The organism is Halobacillus andaensis, assembly GCF_014636475.1.
GTDB classification, from domain to species: Bacteria; Bacillota; Bacilli; order Bacillales; family Halobacillaceae; genus Halobacillus_A; species Halobacillus_A andaensis.
The window spans coordinates 353,082-377,804 of record NZ_BMEL01000001.1 but is presented as its reverse complement, the minus strand read 5'-3'; the positions used below and the strand labels follow the sequence as shown (position 1 = coordinate 377,804).

At 40.0% G+C, this 24,723-nt stretch carries 22 protein-coding genes; 4 read left to right on the top strand and 18 right to left on the bottom strand.

What is annotated here, in order from left to right; genetic code table 11:
• Positions 1-32: 32 nt before the first annotated feature.
• The 5 genes from IEV27_RS01955 to IEV27_RS01935 form a co-directional block, all read right to left on the bottom strand.
• On the bottom strand, positions 33-1,277 hold the full coding sequence (locus IEV27_RS01955) for a DNA polymerase IV (protein ID WP_188375767.1): 1,245 nt from the start codon (positions 1,275-1,277) through the stop codon (positions 33-35).
• 82 nt (positions 1,278-1,359) lie between these two features.
• Positions 1,360-2,487: a M20/M25/M40 family metallo-hydrolase gene (locus tag IEV27_RS01950; RefSeq protein ID WP_188375766.1), complete on the bottom strand. Its 1,128-nt coding sequence runs from the start codon at positions 2,485-2,487 to the stop codon at positions 1,360-1,362.
• 70 nt (positions 2,488-2,557) lie between these two features.
• Entirely contained in the window at positions 2,558-4,105 is a 1,548-nt protein-coding gene (locus tag IEV27_RS01945; RefSeq protein ID WP_188375765.1) for an acyl-CoA carboxylase subunit beta, read from the bottom strand.
• A gap of 5 nt (positions 4,106-4,110) precedes the next feature.
• Positions 4,111-4,923 (bottom strand): methylmalonyl-CoA epimerase, encoded by an 813-nt coding sequence (gene mce, locus IEV27_RS01940; RefSeq protein ID WP_188376788.1) that lies wholly within the window; start codon positions 4,921-4,923, stop codon positions 4,111-4,113.
• Positions 4,924-4,939: 16 nt separating this feature from the next.
• Positions 4,940-6,598, bottom strand: a complete 1,659-nt coding sequence (locus IEV27_RS01935) for an acyl-CoA mutase large subunit family protein (protein WP_188375764.1) — start codon at positions 6,596-6,598, stop codon at positions 4,940-4,942.
• Positions 6,599-6,770: 172 nt separating this feature from the next.
• Here IEV27_RS01935 and prli42 point away from each other — a divergent pair, with 172 nt between their 5' ends.
• On the top strand, positions 6,771-6,902 hold the full coding sequence (gene prli42, locus IEV27_RS01930; protein WP_229734807.1) for a stressosome-associated protein Prli42: 132 nt from the start codon (positions 6,771-6,773) through the stop codon (positions 6,900-6,902).
• A gap of 75 nt (positions 6,903-6,977) precedes the next feature.
• On the opposite strand, the gene IEV27_RS01925 is transcribed toward prli42, so the two are convergent.
• The 11 genes from IEV27_RS01925 to IEV27_RS01875 form a co-directional block, all read right to left on the bottom strand.
• Positions 6,978-7,478 carry a L,D-transpeptidase gene (locus IEV27_RS01925; RefSeq protein WP_229734898.1) on the bottom strand — a complete coding sequence of 167 codons (501 nt, stop codon included), beginning with the start codon at positions 7,476-7,478 and terminating at the stop codon, positions 6,978-6,980.
• 57 nt (positions 7,479-7,535) lie between these two features.
• Complete coding sequence (locus IEV27_RS01920) at positions 7,536-8,486, bottom strand: aromatic acid exporter family protein (RefSeq protein WP_188375761.1); 951 nt, start codon at positions 8,484-8,486, stop codon at positions 7,536-7,538.
• Between the two features lie 83 nt (positions 8,487-8,569).
• Positions 8,570-9,001 (bottom strand): BrxA/BrxB family bacilliredoxin, encoded by a 432-nt coding sequence (locus tag IEV27_RS01915; protein ID WP_188375760.1) that lies wholly within the window; start codon positions 8,999-9,001, stop codon positions 8,570-8,572.
• A 117-nt stretch (positions 9,002-9,118) separates the two neighbouring features.
• Positions 9,119-10,411 (bottom strand): dihydrolipoamide acetyltransferase family protein, encoded by a 1,293-nt coding sequence (locus IEV27_RS01910; protein WP_188375759.1) that lies wholly within the window; start codon positions 10,409-10,411, stop codon positions 9,119-9,121.
• 18 nt (positions 10,412-10,429) lie between these two features.
• The gene (locus IEV27_RS01905) at positions 10,430-11,413 is read right to left on the bottom strand and encodes an alpha-ketoacid dehydrogenase subunit beta (RefSeq protein ID WP_188375758.1); all 984 of its coding nucleotides are present in this window, start codon (positions 11,411-11,413) and stop codon (positions 10,430-10,432) included.
• Positions 11,414-11,428: 15 nt separating this feature from the next.
• Complete coding sequence (locus tag IEV27_RS01900) at positions 11,429-12,367, bottom strand: thiamine pyrophosphate-dependent dehydrogenase E1 component subunit alpha (RefSeq protein WP_229734896.1); 939 nt, start codon at positions 12,365-12,367, stop codon at positions 11,429-11,431.
• 74 nt (positions 12,368-12,441) lie between these two features.
• A complete protein-coding gene (lpdA, locus tag IEV27_RS01895) occupies positions 12,442-13,863 on the bottom strand; it encodes a dihydrolipoyl dehydrogenase (RefSeq protein WP_188375756.1) in 1,422 nt (473 codons plus the stop codon).
• Positions 13,864-13,878: 15 nt separating this feature from the next.
• Entirely contained in the window at positions 13,879-14,964 is a 1,086-nt protein-coding gene (buk, locus tag IEV27_RS01890) for a butyrate kinase (RefSeq protein WP_188375755.1), read from the bottom strand.
• A 20-nt stretch (positions 14,965-14,984) separates the two neighbouring features.
• Positions 14,985-16,079, bottom strand: a complete 1,095-nt coding sequence (bcd, locus tag IEV27_RS01885) for a branched-chain amino acid dehydrogenase (RefSeq protein WP_188375754.1) — start codon at positions 16,077-16,079, stop codon at positions 14,985-14,987.
• 15 nt (positions 16,080-16,094) lie between these two features.
• Positions 16,095-16,997, bottom strand: coding sequence for a phosphate butyryltransferase (yqiS, locus tag IEV27_RS01880; RefSeq protein WP_188375753.1), 903 nt, complete (start codon positions 16,995-16,997; stop codon positions 16,095-16,097).
• 23 nt (positions 16,998-17,020) lie between these two features.
• Complete coding sequence (locus IEV27_RS01875) at positions 17,021-19,090, bottom strand: sigma-54 interaction domain-containing protein (protein ID WP_188375752.1); 2,070 nt, start codon at positions 19,088-19,090, stop codon at positions 17,021-17,023.
• A gap of 135 nt (positions 19,091-19,225) precedes the next feature.
• On the opposite strand from IEV27_RS01875, the gene IEV27_RS01870 reads away from it, so the two are divergent.
• Genes IEV27_RS01870 through IEV27_RS01860 form a run of 3 tightly spaced genes read left to right on the top strand, consistent with a single transcriptional unit; the run spans position 19,226 to position 22,165 of the window.
• Entirely contained in the window at positions 19,226-19,462 is a 237-nt protein-coding gene (locus IEV27_RS01870) for a DUF2627 domain-containing protein (RefSeq protein ID WP_188375751.1), read from the top strand.
• A 52-nt stretch (positions 19,463-19,514) separates the two neighbouring features.
• Complete coding sequence (locus IEV27_RS01865; protein WP_188375750.1) at positions 19,515-21,425, top strand: DUF294 nucleotidyltransferase-like domain-containing protein; 1,911 nt, start codon at positions 19,515-19,517, stop codon at positions 21,423-21,425.
• On the top strand, positions 21,425-22,165 hold the full coding sequence (locus IEV27_RS01860; RefSeq protein ID WP_188375749.1) for a 3'-5' exonuclease: 741 nt from the start codon (positions 21,425-21,427) through the stop codon (positions 22,163-22,165). Before IEV27_RS01865 ends, IEV27_RS01860 begins: the two co-directional genes overlap by 1 nt.
• Before the next feature lie 301 nt (positions 22,166-22,466).
• On the opposite strand, the gene IEV27_RS01855 is transcribed toward IEV27_RS01860, so the two are convergent.
• Both IEV27_RS01855 and spo0A read right to left on the bottom strand, forming a co-directional pair.
• Positions 22,467-23,813 (bottom strand): aspartate kinase, encoded by a 1,347-nt coding sequence (locus IEV27_RS01855; RefSeq protein ID WP_188375748.1) that lies wholly within the window; start codon positions 23,811-23,813, stop codon positions 22,467-22,469.
• 121 nt (positions 23,814-23,934) lie between these two features.
• On the bottom strand, positions 23,935-24,708 hold the full coding sequence (spo0A, locus tag IEV27_RS01850; protein ID WP_188375747.1) for a sporulation transcription factor Spo0A: 774 nt from the start codon (positions 24,706-24,708) through the stop codon (positions 23,935-23,937).
• Between the last annotated feature and the right edge of the window lie 15 nt (positions 24,709-24,723).

Sequence of the window (24,723 nt, the reverse complement as noted above, 5' to 3'; positions counted from 1 at the left end):
ATAAAGCCACCTGTTTTAGAAAAAACAGGTGGCTATTTTTTATAATCATCTAAGAAATCTTTTTGGAAACTTGTGGTGACCTTTGCTTCTTCGTTGTTTTTTAAAGAGCGAAACGTATCTTCCCCATATTTCTCAGTTAAACTCTCCATGACTTTATAAAGCTTTTCTTTACTCGCATACTGCTCATAACTAAATATGTCCAGCTGCTGAGTCACTTCAGATTTTTCAGCTAAGTCTTGAGCTGTAATGCCTAACAGTCTAACGGGCATTTGATTCCAATGTTCGTCAAATAACTGCATAGAGACTTGAAAGAGATCATCTCCCGTTTCTAAAAAATCCAATTGCTGTTTACTGCGTGTTATCGTTTTTCGATCATGGTAACGAATCGTGATTTGCACATTTTTAGCAACGACGCTTTTATTTTTCATTCGTGCCTCAACCTTATTAGCCAGTTGTCTAAATATTCGACGTATTTCAATATCATCCGTTGTGTCTTGAGCTAGTGTAGTAGACGTACCTATACTTTTAAACTCGTGGACTGCTTCTGGGTCAACAGGCCGCTCATCAATTCCATTTGCTCTATTTTGCAACCTTTCGCCATTTACTCCTAAAAGCTGTTTCAATTCAAAAGTAGAATGATGCGCAAGATCTCCTATGGTATAAATCTTTATTTTTCTTAACTTCTCAGCTGTCTTTTCTCCAACCCCATACATTTCTTCAATGGGCAAAACCCATAACTGTTTCGGTAAATCCCGTTTACGTAATACTGTAATCCCCATAGGTTTCTTCATATCTGACGCCATTTTAGCTAAGAATTTGTTAGGCGCAACCCCTATACTGCAGGGTAGATCTAACTCTTCTTTAATTCTTGTTTGTATTTTATCTGCAATTTCAAGGGGAGACCCTTGAGCTTCACAGCCAGTAATATCAAGGTAACCTTCATCAATAGAAACAGGCTGCACGAGATCGGTCACGTCAGCTAAAATTTTAAACATTTCTTTAGAAGCTGTTCGATATCGTTCAAACGTAGGACGCATAACGATCAAATCAGGGCAAAGACGCTTTGCTTCTCCAACAGGCATTGTCGTTTTAACGCCATATTTTCTTGCTTCATAACTACTCGTAACAACGATCCCTCGACGCTCTTCTGGATTCCCTGCAATGGCTAAAGGTTTACCTTTTAATGCAGGGTTAAAAGCCGTTTCAACGGAAGCATAGAAGCTGTTCATATCAACGTGAAAAATGACGCGGCCGCTTTTTGGATACCACTTCGACATAGTGATCCTTCCTTTTTTCGAACGGTTGTTCTCACATTATACCATAAAAACAGCCATGTATTTGACATGGCTGTTCTTTGTTTTATTGTTCAGAAGCCTCAACTATAATTGAGGTAATGAATTCTGCAACTTTTTCGAGTTCAGCTACAGGGATTCGTTCATTGGTCGTATGAATTTCTTCATAACCTACAGCTAAGTTTACAGTAGGAATGCCAAATCCAGCGATTATATTAGCATCGCTTCCTCCACCGCTCGTTAACAGCTCACTTTCGCGGCCAATTTTTGCTGCCGCTGCTCGCGCAACCTCTACGACTTGATCTCCTTCAGCGTGCTTAAACCCGGGATACATAACTTCTACATCAAGCTCAACTTCACCGCCCATTTCTTCAGCCGTTTCAGTAAAAGCTTGTTTCATCTTTTCAACTTGCTTTTCCATTTTTTCAGGCACTAAAGAACGAGCTTCTGCTAAGATTTCGACGTAATCACAAACTATATTCGTTTGCTTTCCACCTTCAAATCTGCCAATGTTTGCCGTGGTTTCCTCATCAATCCGTCCAAGCGGCATTTTCGCCACAGCTTTAGAAGCAAGCGTGATAGCTGACACTCCTTTTTCAGGAGCTACACCAGCATGGGCGGTTTTCCCTTTTACTTTCGCTAAAATTTTAGCTTGAGTAGGAGCAGCTACAATGATGTTTCCAACTTGGCCGTCACTGTCTATGGCATAGCCATACTTGGCTTTTAAGTGCCTGGCCTCTAGTGCTTTTGCACCAACAAGGCCACTTTCTTCCCCCACTGTAATAATAAATTGAAGATCTCCGTGGTCGATGTTTTGTTCTTTAAGACTTCTGACCGCTTCCAGAATAGCTGCAATCCCAGCTTTATCATCCGCACCAAGAATGGTTGTTCCATCTGTAATTACATACCCATTTTCTACAGAAGGTTTAATGTTATTGCCAGGTACCACTGTATCCATATGAGATGTAAAATAAATCGTATCTGCACTTTGGTTAGAGCCCTGTAAATTACATATTAAATTTCCCGCACCATGACCGGTTTTCTCTTTCGCATCATCTTCTATGACTTCAAGTCCTAACTGGGTAAATTTATCTTTTAAAACTTCAGCTATTTCAGCTTCCTCTTTTGTTTCAGAGTCAACTTGCACCAACTCTAAAAATTCATCTAATAGTCGTTGCTTGTTAATCGTTACCATAAAACCAAAACCCCTCTCTATGTAAACATACTACCCTCTGTACGCTAGCCGAACGATCATAGCATGTCAATTAAAGTGGTATGTTTCCATGTTTTTTATATGGACGATCTTCGTGTTTATTTCTCAACATATCCAAAGCTTTAATCAGAGTAAGTCGCGTCTCTCGAGGATCAATAACGTCATCAATCATCCCAAGCCCTGCAGCGACATAAGGATTAGCAAACTTTTCACGATATTCGTTGATTTTATTTTGCCTTGTCTCTTCTGGTGCTTCACTTTCCTGAATCTCCTTAGCAAAAATGATATTCGCTGCTCCTTCAGGTCCCATTACAGCGATTTCAGCATTAGGCCAGGCATAAACAAGGTCAGCTCCTATGGACTTGCTGTTTAAAGCTACATAAGCGCCTCCATATGCTTTTCTTGTTATCACGGTAAGTTTAGGAACAGTGGCTTCTGAATAGGCATATAGAATCTTTGCACCGTGACGTATGATACCGCCATGCTCCTGCTTTATACCAGGGAAAAATCCAGTTACATCCTCAAAAGTAATTAACGGAATGTTAAAAGAGTCGCAGAATCGAATAAATCGAGCCGCCTTGTCGCTTGAATCAATGTCTAATCCGCCGGCCATATATTTGGGTTGATTACAAATGAGACCTACACTTTCACCCTTCAATCTTCCAAATCCTACTACAATATTTTTAGCAAAATCTGAATGTATTTCAAAAAAAGAACCCTCATCTACAACCTCGTCTATAATAGTACGCACATCATAAGGACGAATCGGATCAAAAGGAATCTTATCTGTTAAATCAGGGCGGTAATCATCTGATTCATCTACTTCAAGTATAGGTGGCTTTTCTTTACTGTTCTGGGGTAAATACTGAACTAACTGACGTACTGCGTCTAACGCTTCTGCTTCATTTTCTGCTTTAATATGAGCATTTCCACTGAGCGAATTATGTACGTCCGCTCCACCCAAGTCTTCTGAAGATATTTTTTCTCCGGTTACTGTTTCAATAACTTTAGGACCCGTAATAAACATTTGCGAAGATTTTTCCACCATAATAACGAAGTCTGTAATGGCTGGAGAGTACACAGCTCCACCAGCACAAGGACCCATAATGACACTTATTTGAGGAATAACTCCTGAATATATAGAATTGCGATAGAAAACTTGTCCGTATCCGTCTAAAGAGGACACACCTTCTTGAATCCTAGCTCCGCCTGAATCATTCAATCCAATAAATGGCGTACCATTTTTCACTGCCAAATCCATTACCGCAGCAATCTTTTTCGCGTGCATTTCACCTAATGCTCCGCCAAAAACGGTAAAATCCTGTGCAAATAAATAAATCGGCTTTCCATGAATTTTTCCGTACCCTGTTACTACACCTTCTCCGGGAGCTTCTTTTCCGTTCATCCCGAAATCATTATGCCGATGTTCAATAAATGGATTCAACTCTACAAAGGAGCCTTCGTCTACTAAGTAATCGATTCGTTCCCTTGCTGTCCACTTGCCTTTTTCATGTTGTTTATCAATACGTTCGTCACCGCCGCCTAATTGAACTTGCCGGCGCTTATCATAGAGTTCATTAATTTTATCGTAAATATCCATTTCAATCAGTCCTCCTGGTTCGGTTGACAAAGTTCATACATAACGCCTTTCGCAGCTTTTGGATGCAGAAAAGCAATTTGACTTTGGTGGGCTCCTTCTTTAGGCTCGTTATGAATTAAGGCAACGCCCTCATCTATATATTGTTGCAATCTATGCGAAATATCATCCACTTCTAGTGCAATGTGGTGAATGCCTTCTCCTTTTTTTGAAATAAATTGATGAATGGGAGAATCATCGCTGGTAGGCTCAAGTAATTCAATCTTTGTATCTCCTATAGGAAAAAATGCCACACGGACCTTTTCTGAACTTACCTCTTCAACAGCTTCTAATGAAAGACCTAATGTATTTTGGTAAAAAGGCAGTGCCATCTCTAAGCTTTCCACGGCTATTCCTATATGAGCAATTTTCTTAGGTGGTTCTATCGTATCATGATTCATTAACTGTTTAATATAAACAGCTATGGCATCCGTTGGTGCTCCGCTAGTGAAAATCTTAGCGACCCCTTTTTCCTCAAGATAAGGAATATCCTCTGCTGGAATGACTCCCCCTCCAATAACTGGGATGTCTGCTGCCTGCTCATCGGCCAAAGCTTCTACTACTTTAGGAAATAAAGATTTATGGGCTCCTGATAATGAAGACAGACCGACTACATCTACGTCTTCCTGAACAGCTGCTCTTGCAATCTGCACAGGGGACTGTCTTAATCCAGTATAAATAACTTCCATCCCATGGTCTCTTAATGCTTGGGCAATAATTAAAGCTCCTCGATCATGGCCATCTAAACCCGGCTTAGCGATTAATACACGAATAGGTTTCATCATTATGTCATCCTTCCTACATTGCCGTATATTCTCCAAATTCGGCTCTGAGTACGTTCGCAATTTCTCCTACAGTGGCATAAGCTTTCACTGATTCGACGATATGAGGCATTACGTTATCGTTAGTATTGGCTGCTTTTCTTAGCAACTCTAAACATTTATCTACTTTTTGTTGATCTCTAGTCACCCGTACTTGCTGAGTTCGATTGATTTGATTTTCTTCTAATTTTTCATCTACTCTTAATAAATCTGGATTGATTTCTTCATCCACTTTATATTCATTTAACCCAACGATTATATCTTCTTTCGATTCAATTCTCTTTTGGGCGTCATAAGCCGTTTGATGAATCTCACGCTGCATATATCCTTCTTCCACAGCTTGAACCGCCCCGCCCATTTCAGATATGCGGGTTAAGTACTCATTTACTTGTTCTTCAATCTTATCTGTTAGCGCTTCCACATAATAGGATCCTGCAAGAGGGTCAATTGTATCAGCCACACCGCTTTCCTGTGCGATAATCTGCTGCGTTCGAAGCGCGATTCGAGCAGAGTCTTCAGTTGGAAGAGCGAGTGCTTCATCCTTAGAATTCGTGTGTAAACTTTGCGTACCGCCCATTACAGCTGCTAGAGCTTGAAGGGTGACCCTGACGATATTATTATCTGGCTGCTGGGCTGTTAATGTACTACCGCCCGTTTGGGTGTGAAACCGCATCTTCCAGCTTTTAGGATCCTCAGCTTGGTAATGCTCCTTCATAATCTTAGCCCATATTCTTCTTGCCGCACGGTATTTTGCTGCTTCTTCAAAAAATTGATTATGAGCATTGAAGAAGAAAGCTAAACGTGGAGCAAACTGATCCACTTTTAATCCAGCTTCAATGGCGGCATCTACATAGGCGATTCCATTTGCAATCGTAAAAGCTACCTCTTGGACCGCCGTTGAACCAGCTTCTCTAATGTGATAGCCGGAAATGCTAATGGTATTGAACTTCGGTAAGTTCTCCTGACAATACGCAAAAATATCCGTGATTAATCTCATCGACGGTTTAGGAGGATAGATATATGTACCTCTTGCAATGTATTCTTTAAGAATGTCGTTTTGAATGGTGCCTGTGAGTTCCTCTGCTTTTACTCCTTGTTTTTCACCTACAGCAATATACATAGCTAACAGAATAGAGGCGGGAGCATTTATTGTCATCGAAGTACTTACTTCATTTAAAGGGATTTGATCGAAAAGAACTTCCATATCCTTAAGTGAATCAATCGCTACCCCAACTTTCCCGACTTCTCCTTCGGCCATCTGGTCATCAGAGTCATAACCAATTTGAGTAGGTAAGTCAAATGCAACAGAAAGCCCGGTTTGGCCTTGACCTAATAAATAACGAAATCTCTTATTCGTTTCGCTCGCCGACCCGAATCCTGCATATTGCCTCATCGTCCAATAACGGCTACGATACATGGTAGGCTGTATTCCTCGAGTATAAGGATACTGCCCCGGGAATCCTAAATCTTTTTCATATGAGTGTGTTTCCTCTTGAGATGGAGTATACAAAGCATCAATTTCAATATCAGAGCTCGTTACAAATTGCTTCTTTCGTTCAGGGAAACGTTGACTTGCTTTTTCAACATCTGCTTCCCACTTCTCTTTTCCTTGCTGAAAATCTGATGAATTTCCCATGTGTCTACCCCCTCTAGTAAAACTATATAGTAAGCATACCAGAAATAAAGCGCTTACGTTTCAAAAAATTAGTAGAATTCATAATACTATTTTAATTCATTTCTCTCCCTTGTCCAATTCTTTGATATCATTTAAAATGTTTGTAGTAGGAAATGAAGGAGGTTACTATACCTTGGCTAATCAAAATGAACCAGCAAAAAAGAAAAAGTCTAAACGTGAGAAACGTATGAAGTTCATCATTTACCTAATGATCCTTTCTATGTTCCTATCTTCTCTTCTCGCAGGAGCTTCTTTCTTTTTATAATACGCAGCTAAATGAAGGAGTCTATTATTTAATAGGCTCTTTTTTTTACATAAAAAAGCCGAGCAGATGCTCGGCTTAGCCTCCTAAAATTTGCTTTAATTGATCTTTCTCCCAATTTTCATATAACTCGTCAAATTCTACAGTTTCTGAAGTAATAATAATGTCTGTTTCTTCTTTCACTAAAGAGTAAAGCTTTTCAACTTTTTCATTTTCCATTCGAATACATCCTGCCGACACAGCTTTCCCGATTGAATCAGGGTCATTGGTTCCATGAACACCATAGATTCTTCCATCGGTTCCTTTAGCGTCAAATCCAATCCAGCGGCTCCCTAAAGGATTTTCGGGATCTCCTCCAGGAATATCTTTCTTCCTATAATAAGGATCAATAGCTTTTACTTTAAATGTAAATTCACCCTCAGGCGTCAATTCCTTCGTTTTTCCTGTCGCTACTTCTGATTGAAAGATCGCTTCACCGTATTGATAAGCCACTAGTTCATTAGAAGATTTATTTACAATTACTAATGTATCATCAGTTACAGCTGGAGGGAGAAATAACGCAGTTATAAAATAAAACATATGAATGAAAGGCATCATTGTCATCCTTTTTTCAAAGTATGCCTCATTCCCTTGAGCTTATACATCACTTTTCTTAAAGGAGCGTTTAAATATTAAGTATTGTTCAATTTCATTTAATAAGTGAAAAAGGCTCGCTCTTTTTTCGAACTCTTCCCGCGTAGCAGGCAGATCATCATTTCGAAACTCATCTCTCATTTCTTTTAGCTTTTGCAAGTAAATGACGGCCGTATTTCCCGGATGAATGGCTCCTGATAGATCTTCAAAAAAATCGGCAATTACATGGGCATGCTTATTATCTCCCCAGATTCGCGTAACGAGCGGAAGTATACGCTCCAGTATTTCGAATTGCTTCGTTCTCATATGAAAATAATGGTAATACTTATTATGCGTTCTTAATAAATGATTCTCCACATCACGAAAAGACAGTGATTTAGCTTCCTCAAGAAGAGAAGCTGTTTCGGTAAGTTCTTTACCGATCCAAACCTCATTACCATCGCGTAAATAGCGAGCAATTTCTTTAAGGATCGTTGAAAAGTTATCTTCAACTTTTAATTGATAATCTTCCAGCTTCCCTTCTAGGCTAGGCATGTATAAATTAAGCAGTAACGCAGTTCCAATCCCTACAATGATTAATAAAAATTCATTTATAATAATTCCCCACCCAATTGGTTCAGCTACAAAAAGATGCAGGATAATGACAGAACTGGTCACAATGCCCGGTGTAATCTTAAGCCATACGGTTGTAGGGATGAAAACAAATAACATAAGACCTATTGCAAGAGGATTATACCCGATTAACTCGAAAAAAATAAATGAAAAAACGATAGCAATCATACACGCAGCAAACCGATGCCACGCAGATAACATCGAACGTTTCCTTGTGATTTGTATACATAGAATCGTCAGAATTCCTGCCGATGCAAAATTCTCTAAATTTAATAAAGTAGCAATCCATATGGCAAATGGTGTGCCGATAGCTGTTTTTATCGTACGATACCCAATCTTCAACGGTTATTCCACCTCAAGTTATCCATTTCTACACAAAAGAGGACCTTTGCATAACAAAGATCCTCGACTTCTACTAGTTTTGCTTACACTTCCTCACAATATTCTTCAAATTGACGCTGTAATTTTGCGATGACTTCCATTGGTTCAAAGCCTTCAATATCATGTCGTTCAACCATTGTTTGGATTTTCCCATCTTTTAGTAAAGCAAAAGATGGAGAGGAAGGAGGGAACCCTTCAAAATATTCGCGTGCTCTTTCCGTAGCTTCACGATCTTGTCCAGCAAATACAGTTACAAGCTGATCTGGGCGCTTATCATAATGAATCGCATGAGAGGCTGCCGGACGAGCTATACCACCTGCACACCCGCACACTGAATTAATCATCACTAGAGTAGTACCTTCTTTATTTAAAGCTTCATCAACTTCTTCTTTAGTTGTTAATTCTGTATACCCTGCTTGTGTAATTTCTTCACGAGCTTTTGTTACGACATCGTTCATAAAAATATTGAAATCCATATCATTCGTGGCCCCTTTTCTATAAGTGCTAACAATAGTTTATCAATATTTATACAGCCTTTCAATTAAGAAAAACACAATAAAAAATATCCCCTGGGGAAAAACCAGGGGATTGGATTAATAAACGGAAGTATTGTCCTTCGTCATTTTTTCAAGAATCTCTTTAACACGTGCTAAGAAATTACCTGCTACCAAACCATCGAGCACTCGATGATCTAGAGATAGGCAAAGGTTAACCATATCACGTGCTCCGAACATGCCATCCTGGAACACTGGTTTTTTAACAATGGATTCTACTTGAAGAATCGCTGCCTGCGGATGGTTAATGACGCCCATCGACTGTACAGAACCGAAAGACCCTGTGTTATTTACTGTAAAAGTGCCGCCTTCCATATCCTTCGAAGTCAACTTTCCTTGACGTGCTTTTGAAGCTAACGCAGTAATGTCTTTAGCGATTCCTTTAATGCTTTTTTCATCTGCATCTTTAATAACCGGGACGAAGAGCTCGTCTTCTTTTGCTACAGCTATATTTAAGTTTACAGCTTTTCGCTGAATAATTTTGTCACCAGCCCACGTGCTGTTTAATTGCGGATATTCTTTTAAGGCTTGAGCCACAGCTTTTACGAAAAAGGAGAAAAAAGTTAAGCTATACCCTTCTTTTTCTTTAAACTGGTTTTTAACAGAGTTGCGAAGCTCTACCAATCCAGTGACGTCAACTTCTACCATCATCCAAGCATGAGGAATTTCAGTTGTAGACTTCACCATATTTTGGGCAATGGCTTTCCTTACGCCAGTAACCGGGATTTCAATATCCCCTTCAGCTGTTTGTACGCCAGAAGGTTGAGCCGTCGCTGATTCTGAGCGTTTGTTTTCAGACTGATCAGACTCTGAGGATGCGGAAGTCGGAATATCGCCGCTTTGAATAATTTTCTCAACGTCTTTTCTAGTGATTCTACCGCCTCGTCCAGAACCTTCTACTTGATTTAAATCAATATTATTGTCTTGAGCAAGGGTCATAACCGCTGGTGAGTAACGTGTCTTGCTCGTCGTGTCATCGCTTATTGCTGTCTTATTCTGCTTTGACTGTGAAGAAGACGCAGGCGAGTCGGATGACTTCTCCACTTCAACTACTTCCTTTTCAACCGGCGCTTCCTCTGTGCTGCCCGCTCCTTCAACTTCGATATAGCACATAAGCTCGCCCACTTCAATGGTGTCATCCTCTTGTGCAACAAGCTCTTTAATCGTTCCTGTAAAAGATGACGGAACTTCAGCGTTCACCTTATCTGTCATTACCTCTGCAATTGGATCATATTTATTAACTTGATCACCGGGTTGTACGAGCCAAGAGCTGATCGTACCTTCTGTAACGCTTTCCCCGAGCTGAGGCATATTAATCTTTTCTAACCCCATGGGAACTCCTCCTCTATATTAAAATTCCGCTAAGTCACGCATTGCTTTCTCGACTTTATCAGGGTTCATCATGAAGTATTTTTCCATTGTAGGCGCATAAGGCATGGAAGGAATATCCGGTCCTGCTAAACGTTTTACCGGCGCATCCAAATCAAACAAGCAATTTTCGCTGATGATCGCTGAAACTTCAGATATAATTCCACCTTCTTTATTATCTTCTGTAACGAGCAATACCTTCCCAGTTTTAGAAGCCGCCTCAATGATCGCTTCTTGATCAAGCGGGTAAACTGTTCTTAAATCTAAAACATGTGCCTCAATACCCTCTTCTGCAAGTTTTTCTGCCGCTTGCAAAGCAAAATGCACACAAAGTCCATAGGTAATTACAGTAATATCTGAACCCTCGCGTTTAACATCAGCTTTCCCTATTGGTAGCGTATAATCCTCATCAGGAACTTCACCTTTAATTAAACGGTACGCTCTTTTATGTTCGAAAAATAGAACAGGGTCGTTGTCTCGAATAGATGCCTTTAGTAAGCCCTTAACATCATAAGGAGTTGAAGGCATAACAATTTTTAAACCAGGCTGATTAGCAAATAAAGCTTCTACTGACTGGGAGTGATACAGAGCTCCGTGAACACCGCCGCCATAAGGCGCACGAATAGTCATTGGAACCGACCAGTCATTATTAGAACGATAGCGTGTTTTTGCGGCTTCGGAAATGATTTGGTTTACCGCAGGCATAATAAAATCAGCAAATTGCATTTCAGCTACCGGTCTCATTCCGTACATCGCAGCGCCAATACCCACTCCTGCAATAGCGGACTCAGCGAGTGGAGTATCTAGTACCCTGGCTTCACCGAATTCTTCGTATAAACCATCAGTTGCACGAAAAACGCCTCCACGCTTCCCAACGTCCTCACCTAAAACAAACACTTTCTCATCTCGTTGCATTTCTTCTTTCAAAGCTTGAGTCACAGCTTGAATATATGATATTACGGCCATACGATCTCCCCCTCCTTACTCTTCGTAGACATAATGCAGTGCGGATTCAGCTTCAGCATACGCTGCATTTTCTGCATAATCCGTTGCTTCATTGACTAACTGATCTAATTCTTCGTTTAAAGCTTTTTCTTTTTCTTCCGTTAATATATTTTGTTCTCTTAAGTATTGAGCAAACGTAACGATGGAGTCTTTCTTCTTCGCTTCGTCCACTTCACCACGCTCTCGGTATGTTCGATCGTCGTCATCGCTGGAGTGCGGAGTTAAACGATAGGAAACAGCTTCAACCAAAGTTGGCCCCTCACCATTTCGTCCACGATCAGCTGCTTCTTTAACGACTTCATATACAGCTAATGGATCGTTTCCATCGACGGTGTGTCCTGGCATTCCATAACCTATTGCGCGATCAGATACTTTTTCACAAGCTAATTGCTTAGAAACTGGAACAGAAATGGCGTATTTATTGTTTTCTACCATAAAAATAACAGGCAATTTGTGAACCCCAGCAAAGTTTGCACCCTCGTGAAAATCCCCCTGGTTTGAAGAGCCCTCTCCAAATGTAACAAGAGAAACAAAGTCTTTATTTTCCATCTTCCCAGCTAGCGCAATCCCCACTGCATGTGGAACTTGAGTGGTAACGGGAGATGAACCTGTTACGATACGGTTTTTCTTTTGGCCAAAGTGACCCGGCATTTGTCGGCCGCCTGAGTTTGGATCTTCAGCTTTTGCAAATCCAGATAACATTAAATCTTTCGCTGTCATACCAAAAGCAAGAACAACGCCCATATCTCGATAATAAGGTAAGGCGTAATCCTTTTCACGATCCAGAGCAAAAGATGCTCCTACTTGAGCGGCTTCTTGACCTTGACATGAGATGACGAACGGGATTTTACCAGCTCTGTTTAAAAGCCACATTCTTTCATCAATTTTTCGTGCTAATAACATTGTGCGGAACATGTCCAGCACTTCATCATCACTTAACCCTAACGTTTTATGACGATTTTCAGCCACAGGAATTCCTCCTTTGTTAATTATCCATGAATTTGATTACCATCTACAGCCATAGCTGCCTCACCGATTGCCTCTGATAGCGTTGGATGAGGATGTATACTTTCAGCGATTTCCCAAGGTGTAGCGTCGAGAACTTTAGCAAGTCCGGCTTCCGAGATCATGTCTGTTACATGTGGTCCAACCATGTGGACTCCGAGTAAATCATCATTCTCTTTATTGGCAATTATTTTAACAAACCCGTCGGTTTCTCCAAAAACTAAAGCTTTCCCAATTGCTTTAAATGGAAACTTACCAACTTTGATGTTATACCCTTCATCTTTAGCCTGTTTTTCCGTTATCCCTACACTTGCTGCTTCTGGACTTGAATAAATACAAGTTGGTACCTGGTCATAATTCATAACATGCGGGTGCTTATCAGCCATATGTTCAACTGCTGTAATCCCTTCATGAGAGGCTACATGAGCCAGCTGCATACCGCCAATTACGTCGCCTATCGCATAAATATGGGACTCTTTCGTTTGATAATATTTATTGGTTAAAATTACCCCACGATCTACTTCAATATCCGTATTCTCCAGCCCTATATTTGTCACATTAGCGGAGCGTCCCACAGAAACAAGCATACGTTCTGCCTCATACGTTTTTGTTTCACCGTTAACTTCTCCCTGGATAGCAACTTGCCCTTCCACCTTTAAGCTTTCTGGCAACACTTTTATATCAGTGACAAAGGTAACGCCTTTTTGCTTCAGCTGTTTTAACATTTCTTTCGATACGTCTTCGTCTTCCGTTGGTAGAATATGAGGTAAATATTCAAGAACGGTCACTTCTACCCCGAAATCAGCCAGCATCGATGCCCATTCAATACCGATGACACCGCCGCCTACAATTATAACGGAATTAGGGAGTTCTTCCATATTGAGTGCTTCATCTGAGGTCATTACATATTTTCCGTCAATCTCTAAACCTGGAAGTGTTTTCGGGCTGGATCCAGTTGCAATTAAAACATTTTTGGGTATCAACATGTCATTCTCTTCCCCGTTATTTAATTCAACTGAAATCGTTCCTGCGGATGGTGAAAAAATTGAAGGACCCAAAATCCGGCCAAATCCCTCATATACGTCTATTTTCCCTTTTTTCATCAATCCTTGAACGCCTTTATGTAAGGTATCTACGATCGATTGTTTACGCTCTTGTACCTTCAGAAAGTTAAGAGTAGGAGTGGATGTCTCGATACCGAACGCATCTGCTTCTTTTGTCTGACGAAATACTTCAGCACTTCGAAGCAATGCCTTTGAAGGAATGCACCCACGATGCAGGCAAGTTCCACCCATTTCTCTTTTTTCAACAACAGCCACTTTTAATCCTAATTTAGAAGCACGTATAGCGGCTACGTAACCACCTGTACCCCCACCTAATACGACTAAGTCATACTCTTCTGCCATTCTAAACGACTCCTTTTACTCAGCAAAATTTGGATAATGCTTTGGCAGTTCTTCTCGATTCAGCACGCGGAGAGTTCCTTCATTTAAAGCTTCTAACTCATTTTCTCCCGGGTAGATTAATACATCCGAAATCCAGCTCACTCTTTTGGAAATTTCATCGGTAAAGTCTTTTCCGTAGGCTAAGCCGCCTGTTAATGCAATAGCATCAACACGCCCTTCAAGTGCTGCACTCATACTGCCAATTTCTTTGGCAATTTGATAAGCCATTGCCTCATAAATCAGTTTTGCTTTTTTGTCCCCATGTTCAATCATTTTTTCTACTTCTAAGCCATCGTTCGTATCAAGATACGCCATTAATCCGCCTTGACCAACAAGCTTTTTCATGATTTCGTCTCTATAATAGTGGCCAGAGAAACACATAGATACAAGGTCACCAGCAGGGACTGTACCAGCACGTTCGGGTGAAAAGGGGCCATCTCCATGAAGACCGTTATTCACATCAATTACACGACCGTCCGCGTGCGCCCCAATGGTAATACCTCCACCCATATGAGTAACAATTAAACGAGATTTATTATAAGGTTTACTAAGATCTTCTGCTACCCTTCTAGCTACCGCTTTCTGATTTAAGGCATGAAATATGCTTTTCCTGGGGATTTCAGGAACTCCTGAAACTCGCGCAATGTCTTGAAGTTCATCCACTACAACCGGATCCACGATATAAGCGTTTATATTCATACTTTTAGCAATCTCGCTGGCAATAATCCCTCCAAGGTTAGAGGCGTGTTCACCATTATAGCCATTTTTCAAATCCTCTAGCATGGCATCATTTACTTCATATGTTCCGCCTTCAATTGGACGCAGTAAACCGCCTCGGCCACAGACTGCACTTAAAGAGTGAATGTTAATATCCGCTTGGTCCAGTTCTTTTAATATGACTGATTTACGAAAATCATATTGGTCAATGATTCGGTTATATTGATTGATCTCCTCATGTGAATGCCGAATCGTTTTCTCAAAAATTTCCGCTTCGTTATCAAAAACTCCAATCTTCGTTGAGGTTGATCCAGGGTTAATGACTAATATTCGATGTATCTGCAAAATCCTTTACCCTCCGTTGCCTATCGTCTGCTTAAAATATGGTGTCCATTTTGTAGGAACTGGCTGCGAGATTTGCGCATTGACTCAATACGCTCTTCCGCCATTCGATCAGCCGCTTTATAAGTAGGAATATGATCGCGTCTAGCAATTTCAAAAACTCTTGTAACGTTATCATAAATGGTCTCTACGCGCTTCATGGCCCGGTCTTTATTATATCCGTTCAATTCATCTGCTACGTTTATTACTCCACCTGCATTTATAACATAGTCTGGAGTATAAACGACACCTTTTTCATGAAGGATGTCACCATGTTTTGTTTCTTTTAGCTGATTGTTCGCTGCCCCTGCAATTACTTTAGCTTTAATTTGCGGAATCGTCTCATCATTAATTGTAGCACCTAACGCACACGGAGCGTAAATGTCACAATCCACGCTATAAATTTCGTTTATCCCCACTGCTTGTGCGCCGAATTCATCTACAGCTTTTTGTACAGCTTCTTCATTAATATCTGTCACAATTAGATGCGCTCCTTCTTCATGAAGGTGACGACATAAATGGTAAGCTACATTTCCTACGCCTTGCACGGCTATCGTTTTCCCCTCTAAGGAGTCACTGCCAAATCCCTCTTTTGCCGCAGCTTTCATTCCTCGATATACGCCGTAAGCTGTTACTGGAGAAGGATTTCCTGAAGAACCGAAAGCTGGAGAAATGCCGGTTACGTAATCTGTTTCCTCATGAATTACATCCATATCTTGAACAGTCGTCCCTACATCCTCTGCTGTAATGTACCTCCCGTTTAACCCTTGAATGTAGCGGCCAAACGCACGGAACATCGATTCATTTTTATCTTCCCGGGGATTACCGATAATAACAGTTTTTCCTCCACCAAGATTAAGGCCAGCTGCCGCATTCTTATAAGTCATTCCTTTAGCCAAGCGCAAAGCATCTTCTATCGCTTCTTCTTCACTGCCATAGGTCCACATTCGTGTTCCACCTAGTGCAGGTCCTAGCGTAGTATCATGAATGGCGATAATTGCTTTTAAACCAGAGGCTTCATCATGACACATGACTAATTGTTCATAATCGTATTTGCTCATATACTTAAAAATTTCCATATTTAATTCCTCCTACTATTTGCTTGAGTGTAAGGCTAAAGCTAATGAATAAACTTTACTTTCAGATGTGTCCGATCTAGAAGTTAGGACAATTGGGGCGCTTGCACCACTAATAACCGCTGCAACTTTTGCGTGAGCAAAGTACATGAATGATTTGTATAAGGCATTCGCTACTTCTATCGTAGGAACCATTAAGATATCTGCATTTCCTGCTACCTCAGAGTTGATACCCTTTTGGTCAGCAGAGATCCTGCTTACAGCATTATCAAAAGCTAAGGGCCCATCTATTACACAACCGCTAATTTGTCCTCTCCGGTTCATTTGTGTGAGAGAAGCGGCATCAATAGTTGCCTGCATCGAAGGATTAATAACTTCAACTGCTGCTAAAGGAGCTACTTTAGGCATCGCCCAGCCACTCCGTTTTGCTACATCAACTGCATTCTTAACAATTTGAACTTTCTCTTCTAAGGTTGGTGCAATATTCATTGCTGAATCCGTTAAGAATATTAATCGTTCCTGGCCGGGAATTTCAAAAAGGGCAACGTGAGATAAAATTCTGCCTGTTCTCAATCCATACTGTTTATCAAGGACCGCTTTAAGCAGCGATTTGGTATCAACATTTCCTTTCATAACCACGTGAGCTGAACCTTTGTTAACTGATTTAACAGCTTCTAAAGACGCTTCTTCATTTAAACAATCAACAATTTGTATCTCGCTTCTTGCGTGAACATCAAGTTCTACCTCTTCAGCAAGACGCTGAATTTCTTCCTTATCCCCTGTAAGAATAAAGGTAGCTAACTGTAATTCAACAGCCTTCTTTACGGCTAAGAGCACCTCTTTATCAGCAGCCTGTGCAACCGCTACTTTATTAGATTTTTGGTGTTTTAAATTGGTGATAAGTTCGTCGAGCGACTTCATACTCACCACTCCTTTTTTGCATACTATGAAAAACCTTGCAAATCATCTTTGTCCAATTGGTACTTTTCTAGTTTGTAATATAAATTTCTAATCGAGATGCCTAATGCTTTTGCCGTTTTAGTTTTATTAAAATTGTGCGTTCTAAACGCATCCGTTAATAAACTTTTCTCATAATCATCCACAGCTTCTTGAAGGCTTGATCTTTGCCAGGCCGCTTCTTCACCATAATGATTCGTTTCTGTTTTTAGTAAGGTTGGAATATGACTTTTACGAATTACTTCTTCTGTGTGCTCCATAAAAATCATAGCTCGGCTGATTACATTTTCAAGCTCTCGCACATTACCAGGCCAATCGTAATCCACAAGCTTTTCAAAAGCTTCATCATCAATCGTTCGTACATTTCTTCCATAATCCTCGTTTAACTTTTGAATTAAATGAGTGATTAGAGGTGACAAATCCTCTTTTCTCTCTCTGAGAGGCGGAATATATATTGGCAGCCGGTTGAGACGATAATAGAGATCATCTCGAAACGTTTTACGCATAATAGCTTTTTCTAAATTAATATTTGTGGCAGCGATGACTCGCACATCAACAACAACCGGCTTCGTTCCACCAACGCGAACGAGTTCTTTTTCTTGTAAAACTCGCAGAAGCTTTGCTTGCATCGGCAACGTAAGTTCACCAATCTCATCCAGAAAAATACTTCCATGATTAGCTTCTTCAAAGTACCCTTTCTTACCGCCCTGCTTTGCACCTTCAAAGGCTCCATCCTCATATCCAAACAATTCGCTTTCTAATTGCGACTCCGCAATTGACGCACAATTCACTCGAATAAACTTATTGTGACGCCGATTGCTTTCATTATGAATGGCGTGAGCAAATAGTTCTTTACCAGTCCCTGATTCACCTCTTAACAATACGGTAGCAGGCGTTTTCGCTCCCACCCTTGCTTGTTCTAATGCAATGGTTAGTTCTTGAGAATCTCCTGTAATATCTGCAAATGTATATTTAGCTTCTAAGCTTCTAATGATTTGTCTGGCTCGTTTTAATTCACTCGTTAACGATTGAATTTCTGTGACATCGTGTAAAACCCCTACGCTTCCTTTCACTTTTCCATCGACAATCACTGGAGCGACGTTGACGAGAACATCCTTCTTCGCAGGACCCACTTTCATCCGTACACCTCGTACCGGACGTCTCGTATTCAACACTTTCATGTGCATACTTTCCCCTTCGGAAATATCTACCGTTGCAGGTTTGCCTATCACTTCATTCTCTTCCAAGCCAGTGATTCGTGTGTATGCAGGGTTTATCATTAAACCGCTTCCATTTTCATCGACCACAGAAATCGCTTCATCAGAGGATTGAATGATCGCTTCAAGCATTGTTTTTACTTCTTTTAAATCTGTAATTTCTTCCGCCAATTCAACCACTTCAGTAATATCTTTGAAAACAGCATAAGCACCAACAGGCTCACCATCTGCTCCAATTAAAGGAATCCGCGTTGTAATGACTTTTTTTCCATTTTCTAATTCTAACTCTTGATTTATTTCTTTCGTTTTCGTCTCTAATAATTGTGGCAATCCTGATGCCGGAATGACTTCTCTAACATCTTTGCCAATAATCGAAGTTCGGGACTTCCCAAGTATTTTTTCTCCACTTTTATTTAAAAAAGATACACGTTCATCATGACCAATTACAATCATGCCATCGTGGATGCTATTAAGGATAAGTTCTTGATTATTCGTTTGCTGTTTAAATTCTTTCAGCAGCGTTTCTTTTTCTTCTAAAAGCTCAGAGGTAATATAAGCCACTGCACCCGGAATTACAACGGTATGCGCAGGACGTTCTGCCCGTATTTGTTCAAAAATATCCTCCTTGCCAGTAGCTTCAATTACAATATCGATATCTTTATGTATAAACGCTCTCCAATTTTCCCCAGTAGGAATTCCTAAGGATTTCGCTTTACTGAATCCGACGGCGTGCGGGTTTATATCGGTCACAGCTACAACACTTAATTTATCTGTTTCACTCAACAGTTTCATAAGTGCTGTACCGCCTTTACCTGCTCCAACAATTAATACTCTTTTCATAGTTTTCACACCCTGCAATTTTTTGCGCAATTTTATCGTACATGATTGTGCACGTTTTAGCAAGAGCCAACTCTATTTTCAGTTCAAAGTGCTTCTGATATACTAATGAAGGATTGAACAAATAAAGGGGTTATTATGATGAGATTGATCGCTCTTTTGCTTATTGCTACACCCGGCATAATAGCTGTGATTGGGATAAAACTAATACGGGATGCTTTATTTAATGTGTTTCATCCTGTTTTCTTTCATATCGTCATTCAAGGTGTTTTCGGACTCCTATGTGTGATTGGTGGAATTGCCTTTATTGGTGGCTTCATTTTGCATCGTGACCGAAAAAGAAATTTAACTAAAGGACGTTTTAAGAAAAAGTAGAGTAAATTCTCTCTACTTTTTTAAAAGAACATTTACAAAGGAGGTAATCACCTTGGCTCATTCCTTAGATTTTTACAGAACTCAATATCCATTTGACCTTCTTTCAGACAAAGAATTTGATGAAATCATTAATAATGCTGAAGTCAAAGAGTATAGCAGCAATGAATTTATTATTCATGAAGATCAAAGTGAAGATACGATTGATATCCACTTTTTATTATCAGGCTTGGCTAAGAATATTATGCACCGTTCGAATGGAAGGCAATTGTCCGTGAGGTTTTATTACCCTGGTGATCTAGTTGGAGTAATGATTTTACTCACAAGCGGAGAAATGAGATTTTCTGTACAAGCGTTAGAACCTATTAAGACACTTTGCTTTAAGCGTGAATCCTTTTTGAAAATTATGTCTAACAACACCCAATTCTCAAAAGTAGTCATGGAGGGGATAAGCCATTTAATGAAAAGCTTGTATGATGAAGTGAAATTTAAAAGCTCATCTACAGATGAAGAGGATGATCGTGAGTTATACAAAAAAAGAGCAGGAGCTTATATGGAACAACCTGCTTTTATCCACCCTCAAGATTCCATTGAGAAAGCGGCGCGAATGCTTCAACAGCAAAAAATTGAAGCGCTGCTCGTTAGTGAAGATCGTCAGAACCTTTTAGGGATGATAGGATATGGCGATTTGCTGAAGGCTTACTTTGAAAATAACCATAGAGATTCTGTCTATCTACACATGTCAGAAGAGCCTTATTCCATAAGTGATCAAGAGTTTATTTACGATGCGTTAAGTTACTTAAAACATCATCCTACTGAAATTATTCCTGTGCACCATAAAGATAAAATTGTAGGGATATTACGACAGTCTTCCTTTTTTACGATCAGTAATTCTGTTTATTTTGATCTAACATATCGAATTTCAAATGCCACTAGCGTTGATGAATTGAAAGATTTGTCACCTGTTTATAATACCCGCTTTCAAGATTTTGTCTCTAGCTTGATTGAAGATCATATGATGGCTTACGATATTGCAGAGCTCATTACAAACTACAATGATCGGATCCATAAGCAGATTGTTCAAATTGCCGAAGATGAAATGATTGCAGCAGGGTTAGGTGCTCCGCCAATTAACTATTGTTTTCTCGTTATGGGCAGTGAAGGACGTAAAGAGCAAGCTTTTTCTACTGATCAAGATAACGGAATGATACTGGCAGATTATGAACACTCTCGCAACAAGGAGCAGATTAACTCCTACTTTAAATTGCTTTCCGAGAAAATAAACTCCCTACTTAACCAATGCGGCTTTCCATTCTGTACGGGAGGGATCATGGCGAAAGAAGATAAATGGCGTCAGCAAAAGAGTCAATGGCATGAAAGTATCGATCAATGGATTAAAAAAATGGATGCGGAAGAAATTCGTGATTTCACTATATTTATGGACTTCCGTCCGATTTTCGGTGATTTTTCATTAGCTTATGACCTTAAAAAATATGTGACTACTCGAGTTCAACGTTCGCTAGGTCTCCATCAGCTTCTTATGAAAGATACGTTACGGTTCAGGGTGCCCGTGCAACCCTTTGGCCGAATTTCAGGTGTTGGAAAACGAAAAACATTAAATCTTAAAAAGTCAGCTATAATGCAAATCGTAAATGCCATTCGAATTTACAGCATGAAATATGGCATTGAAAACATCAATACCGTAAGCCGGCTCAACGCATTGGCCGAGCAGGAAAGATTTCATCCGCGGGATGCTGAAAACGCAAAACTCGCCCTTCACCGGTTAATGGCTTTTCGAATCAACGAAAACTTAGACCAATTAAAAAATAATGAGCCGCTGTCTAACGAGCTAAAACTCGGAAAATTAAACAAAGATGAACGGAAATCCCTTAAAGAAGCCCTTAACATAGCTAAACGACTTCAGCAAGTACTCGAACTCAGCTATAATCGAAATCGGGTGATGTAATGCTACCCATTGATTTACAAATATTAAAGTATTTATTCTTTGAGAAACCAATTTATTATTATAAAATACGTCCTTTTATTAATAGTGACATTCACCGGGAACTGTGTATTCAATTGCAAGAGTATGAGCGCCCTGAAGTTGAGGATAAAAGCTTACTTGAGCTTGATTACACTATTTTTGATTTAGAAACCACAGGTTTTATTCCTGAGATTGGCCATGAAATTATCTCCATTGGGGCCATACGAATGAATGGACATACGATTTGTGAAAATCAAACGTTTTACAAATTAGTTAACCCGATACGTCCCGTAGGCAAACAAACCCTTAAATTAACAGGCCTAAAAAAAGAACAGCTGGTACAATCCGACTTTTTTTTGGATGGTTTTCAGGAGTTTCTTTCCTTTTGTAAGGGATCCGTACTAGTGGCTCACCCCGCTAAATTTGATATGAGGTTTATACAAACAATGCTTAAACGGTGGAAGCTTCCGTCTTTAGACACCCCTGTTATAGATTCACAAAAGCTTGCCAAGTTTCTGTATCCTAACGAAAAGCATCAGCTTGACCCTCTTTTAAAGAAATTTCATATCCAAAGACGAACAAGGCACCATGCTTTAAACGATGCCACGATGACCGCTGAATTATACAGTTATTTACTTGAAGATATTACTTCAGAAAAAGACCTAACGTTCGATGAGTTAAAAACTCTGCTTTCAGAAAAACAAAAAGCGAGAAACCGTTAATAGGTTTCCCGCTTAGATTGTATAGAAGCTTTAGTTTTCTCTTTTATCTTGAAAGTGTAAACATTCCTTGCGTGACCAAGTGGCAGCTAGGCTCTCCTCTTCAACGAGGCTTCATACTTCAATAGTTGCGAACGCCTATTTTGATCAAAAGGGAACGGAAAAGTGACGACTCCTGCGGGACGATCAGCCAGGAGAGAGGCCCCGGAGATCGCGGAAAACGGCGCTTTTTCCGTTCCTTTTCTCTAAACCATAATCGAGGAACCGAGTGATATCATGCCTGCATCGTTCCAATCTTTTTGTTTTAGAAAAATGCGCGATATAGTGATTGAACAGCCCGATTTAAGTCCTCTGCTTTAATCCCAAACATCATGGACACTTCTGAAGAGCCCTGGTTAATCATATCAATATTCACTTCAGCATCTCTGAATGCCGTAGTAGCCTTGCCGGCTATACCAATGGCTTCGTTCATGCCTTCTCCTACAATCATAATCATTCCCATATCACGTTCGATCGAAATGGTATCTACATCTAATTCCTTCATGATTCGCTCTTTAACACACTCTTCCTTCTCTTGAGGAAGCTGATGATCCCTAATAATGACAGACATATCATCAATTCCAGATGGAGCGTGTTCAAATGAAATGCCTTCCTCTTCAAGGATTTGTAGCAGCTTACGACCAAAACCTACTTCACGGTTCATTAAGTATTTGCTTACATATAGATTTAAGAACCCTGAGTCACTTGCTATACCAGCCACGTGGCCTTCTCTTTCAGGAAGTTCTGCTACAATCATTGTTCCATCACCGCTAGGGTTATTCGTATTCTTAATACACACAGGTATTTTTTCTTTAAATGCAGGAATTAATGCTTCATCATGGAAAACGGAAAAGCCTGCATAAGACAATTCACGCATTTCCCGATAGGTTAATGTTTTTAACTCTTTAGGCTGATCTACAATCATCGGGTTAACACAGTAAACAGAGTCTACATCTGTAAAGTTTTCATATAAATCCACTTTCATACCTGCAGCTACTATGGAGCCTGTAATATCGGATCCACCGCGGGAAAAGGTGACTAAATCTCCTTCTAGCGTATAGCCAAAGAATCCAGGGATTACAAGAATTCCCTCTCTTTCCCTTAACTTATAGAGCTGATCGAAACTTTCATCTAATACCAAAGCACCGCCAGGCTGGTCACTCACAAAAATGCCTGCATCCTTCGGGTTTACATAAGAAGATTCCAGTTCCCTCTTGTTCAAGTAGGCACTTAACATAAGTGCTGTACCGTCTTCTCCACAAGATTTTAAAGAATCCATACCTCTTTTAAGATCGGTTTTAATAAGAGCACAAGCGGCATCAATTCTCTCTTGAATCGTGCTTAATATGGAGTGATCCAATTCAAGTTCTCTTATAATAGAGGCAAAGCGTTCAATCACTTGATCGTAAATGACTTGATTCTTTACATTAATTTGTACAGATTCCCCAAGAGCTATTAAAAGGTCTGTGGTTTTAGTATCTTTCGAGTGCCTTTTTCCTGGCGCTGATACAACAATAGCTTTTCTTTCAGGATCAGCTTTAATAATTTCAGTTACTTTTCTTAATTGATTGGCATCGGCAACTGAACTGCCGCCAAATTTTACGACTTTCATTGTTACAACTCCCTGTTATGATGAACTAAAGTGTCTAATAATTAAGAATTGTACCATAATCTGTCGAGAAGATGAAATAAAAATTCCCCTCACGGATGAGGAGAATCTTTATTTATTCCTATTAAGATGCTTTATGTTCTAATCTTAAACGATCAGCAACCATCGCAATAAATTCACTGTTTGTCGGTTTTGCTTTCGTAGAGGAGATCGTGTAGCCAAACAAGGAAGAAATAGCTTCAATATTTCCACGGTTCCAAGCTACCTCTATGGCATGACGTATGGCTCGTTCTACTCTTGAGGCCGTCGTATTGTATTTAGCAGCAATGTCTGGGTAAAGGACTTTTGTAATGGAACCAAGAAGGTCAATGTCTGTATACACCATAGTAATGGCTTCTCTTAAATACAGGTAACCCTTAATGTGTGCAGGAACTCCTACTTCATGAATAATATGGGTAATACTTGTGTCTAAATCAGGCTTTTTCGACCTCGTATAACTGCTTCCCATTGCGCGATTGATTGGATCTCCCACATGTTTAATCTGTCTAACTTGCTCCCCTAAGTGGTCCAAATCAAACGGTTTCATCATAAAGTAAGCAGCACCTAACTCCACAGCTTTTTTCGTCACTTCTTCTTGTCCAAAAGCAGTGAGCATAATAACTTCCGGCGATTGCTCTCTGCCTTTTAGTTCCTGTAAGACAGCTAGTCCATCAACATGCGGCATAATAATATCAAGAATGAGAACATCCGGTTTCTTTTCCTTTAACATTTCCAAGCAATCTCTGCCATTGAACGCCGTACCAATTACTTCAATATCTTTAGCATCTGAGAAATAATCCTCCAGAAGTCTTACTAGTTCACGGTTATCATCAGCTAAACACACTTTAATTTTATCCATTTACCCTTCCTCCTT

What these genes read in the sequence shown, in the direction of transcription:
- IEV27_RS01860 (WP_188375749.1), top strand. Translation starts at nt 21,425, where the DNA reads ATGCTACCCATTGATTTACAAATATTAAAGTATTTATTCTTTGAGAAA.
- IEV27_RS01950 (WP_188375766.1), bottom strand. Translation starts at nt 2,487, where the DNA reads ATGGTAACGATTAACAAGCAACGACTATTAGATGAATTTTTAGAGTTG.
- yqiS (WP_188375753.1), bottom strand. Translation starts at nt 16,997, where the DNA reads ATGAAGTCGCTCGACGAACTTATCACCAATTTAAAACACCAAAAATCT.
- mce (WP_188376788.1), bottom strand. Translation starts at nt 4,923, where the DNA reads ATGAAACCTATTCGTGTATTAATCGCTAAGCCGGGTTTAGATGGCCAT.
- IEV27_RS01915 (WP_188375760.1), bottom strand. Translation starts at nt 9,001, where the DNA reads ATGGATTTCAATATTTTTATGAACGATGTCGTAACAAAAGCTCGTGAA.
- IEV27_RS01945 (WP_188375765.1), bottom strand. Translation starts at nt 4,105, where the DNA reads ATGGATATTTACGATAAAATTAATGAACTCTATGATAAGCGCCGGCAA.
- bcd (WP_188375754.1), bottom strand. Translation starts at nt 16,079, where the DNA reads ATGGAAATTTTTAAGTATATGAGCAAATACGATTATGAACAATTAGTC.
- IEV27_RS01905 (WP_188375758.1), bottom strand. Translation starts at nt 11,413, where the DNA reads ATGGCCGTAATATCATATATTCAAGCTGTGACTCAAGCTTTGAAAGAA.
- IEV27_RS01910 (WP_188375759.1), bottom strand. Translation starts at nt 10,411, where the DNA reads ATGGGGTTAGAAAAGATTAATATGCCTCAGCTCGGGGAAAGCGTTACA.
- IEV27_RS01855 (WP_188375748.1), bottom strand. Translation starts at nt 23,813, where the DNA reads ATGAAAGTCGTAAAATTTGGCGGCAGTTCAGTTGCCGATGCCAATCAA.
- spo0A (WP_188375747.1), bottom strand. Translation starts at nt 24,708, where the DNA reads ATGGATAAAATTAAAGTGTGTTTAGCTGATGATAACCGTGAACTAGTA.
- IEV27_RS01955 (WP_188375767.1), bottom strand. Translation starts at nt 1,277, where the DNA reads ATGTCGAAGTGGTATCCAAAAAGCGGCCGCGTCATTTTTCACGTTGAT.
- IEV27_RS01870 (WP_188375751.1), top strand. Translation starts at nt 19,226, where the DNA reads ATGATGAGATTGATCGCTCTTTTGCTTATTGCTACACCCGGCATAATA.
- IEV27_RS01925 (WP_229734898.1), bottom strand. Translation starts at nt 7,478, where the DNA reads ATGTTTTATTTTATAACTGCGTTATTTCTCCCTCCAGCTGTAACTGAT.
- IEV27_RS01935 (WP_188375764.1), bottom strand. Translation starts at nt 6,598, where the DNA reads ATGGGAAATTCATCAGATTTTCAGCAAGGAAAAGAGAAGTGGGAAGCA.
- lpdA (WP_188375756.1), bottom strand. Translation starts at nt 13,863, where the DNA reads ATGGCAGAAGAGTATGACTTAGTCGTATTAGGTGGGGGTACAGGTGGT.
- IEV27_RS01900 (WP_229734896.1), bottom strand. Translation starts at nt 12,367, where the DNA reads ATGTTCCGCACAATGTTATTAGCACGAAAAATTGATGAAAGAATGTGG.
- IEV27_RS01875 (WP_188375752.1), bottom strand. Translation starts at nt 19,090, where the DNA reads ATGAAAAGAGTATTAATTGTTGGAGCAGGTAAAGGCGGTACAGCACTT.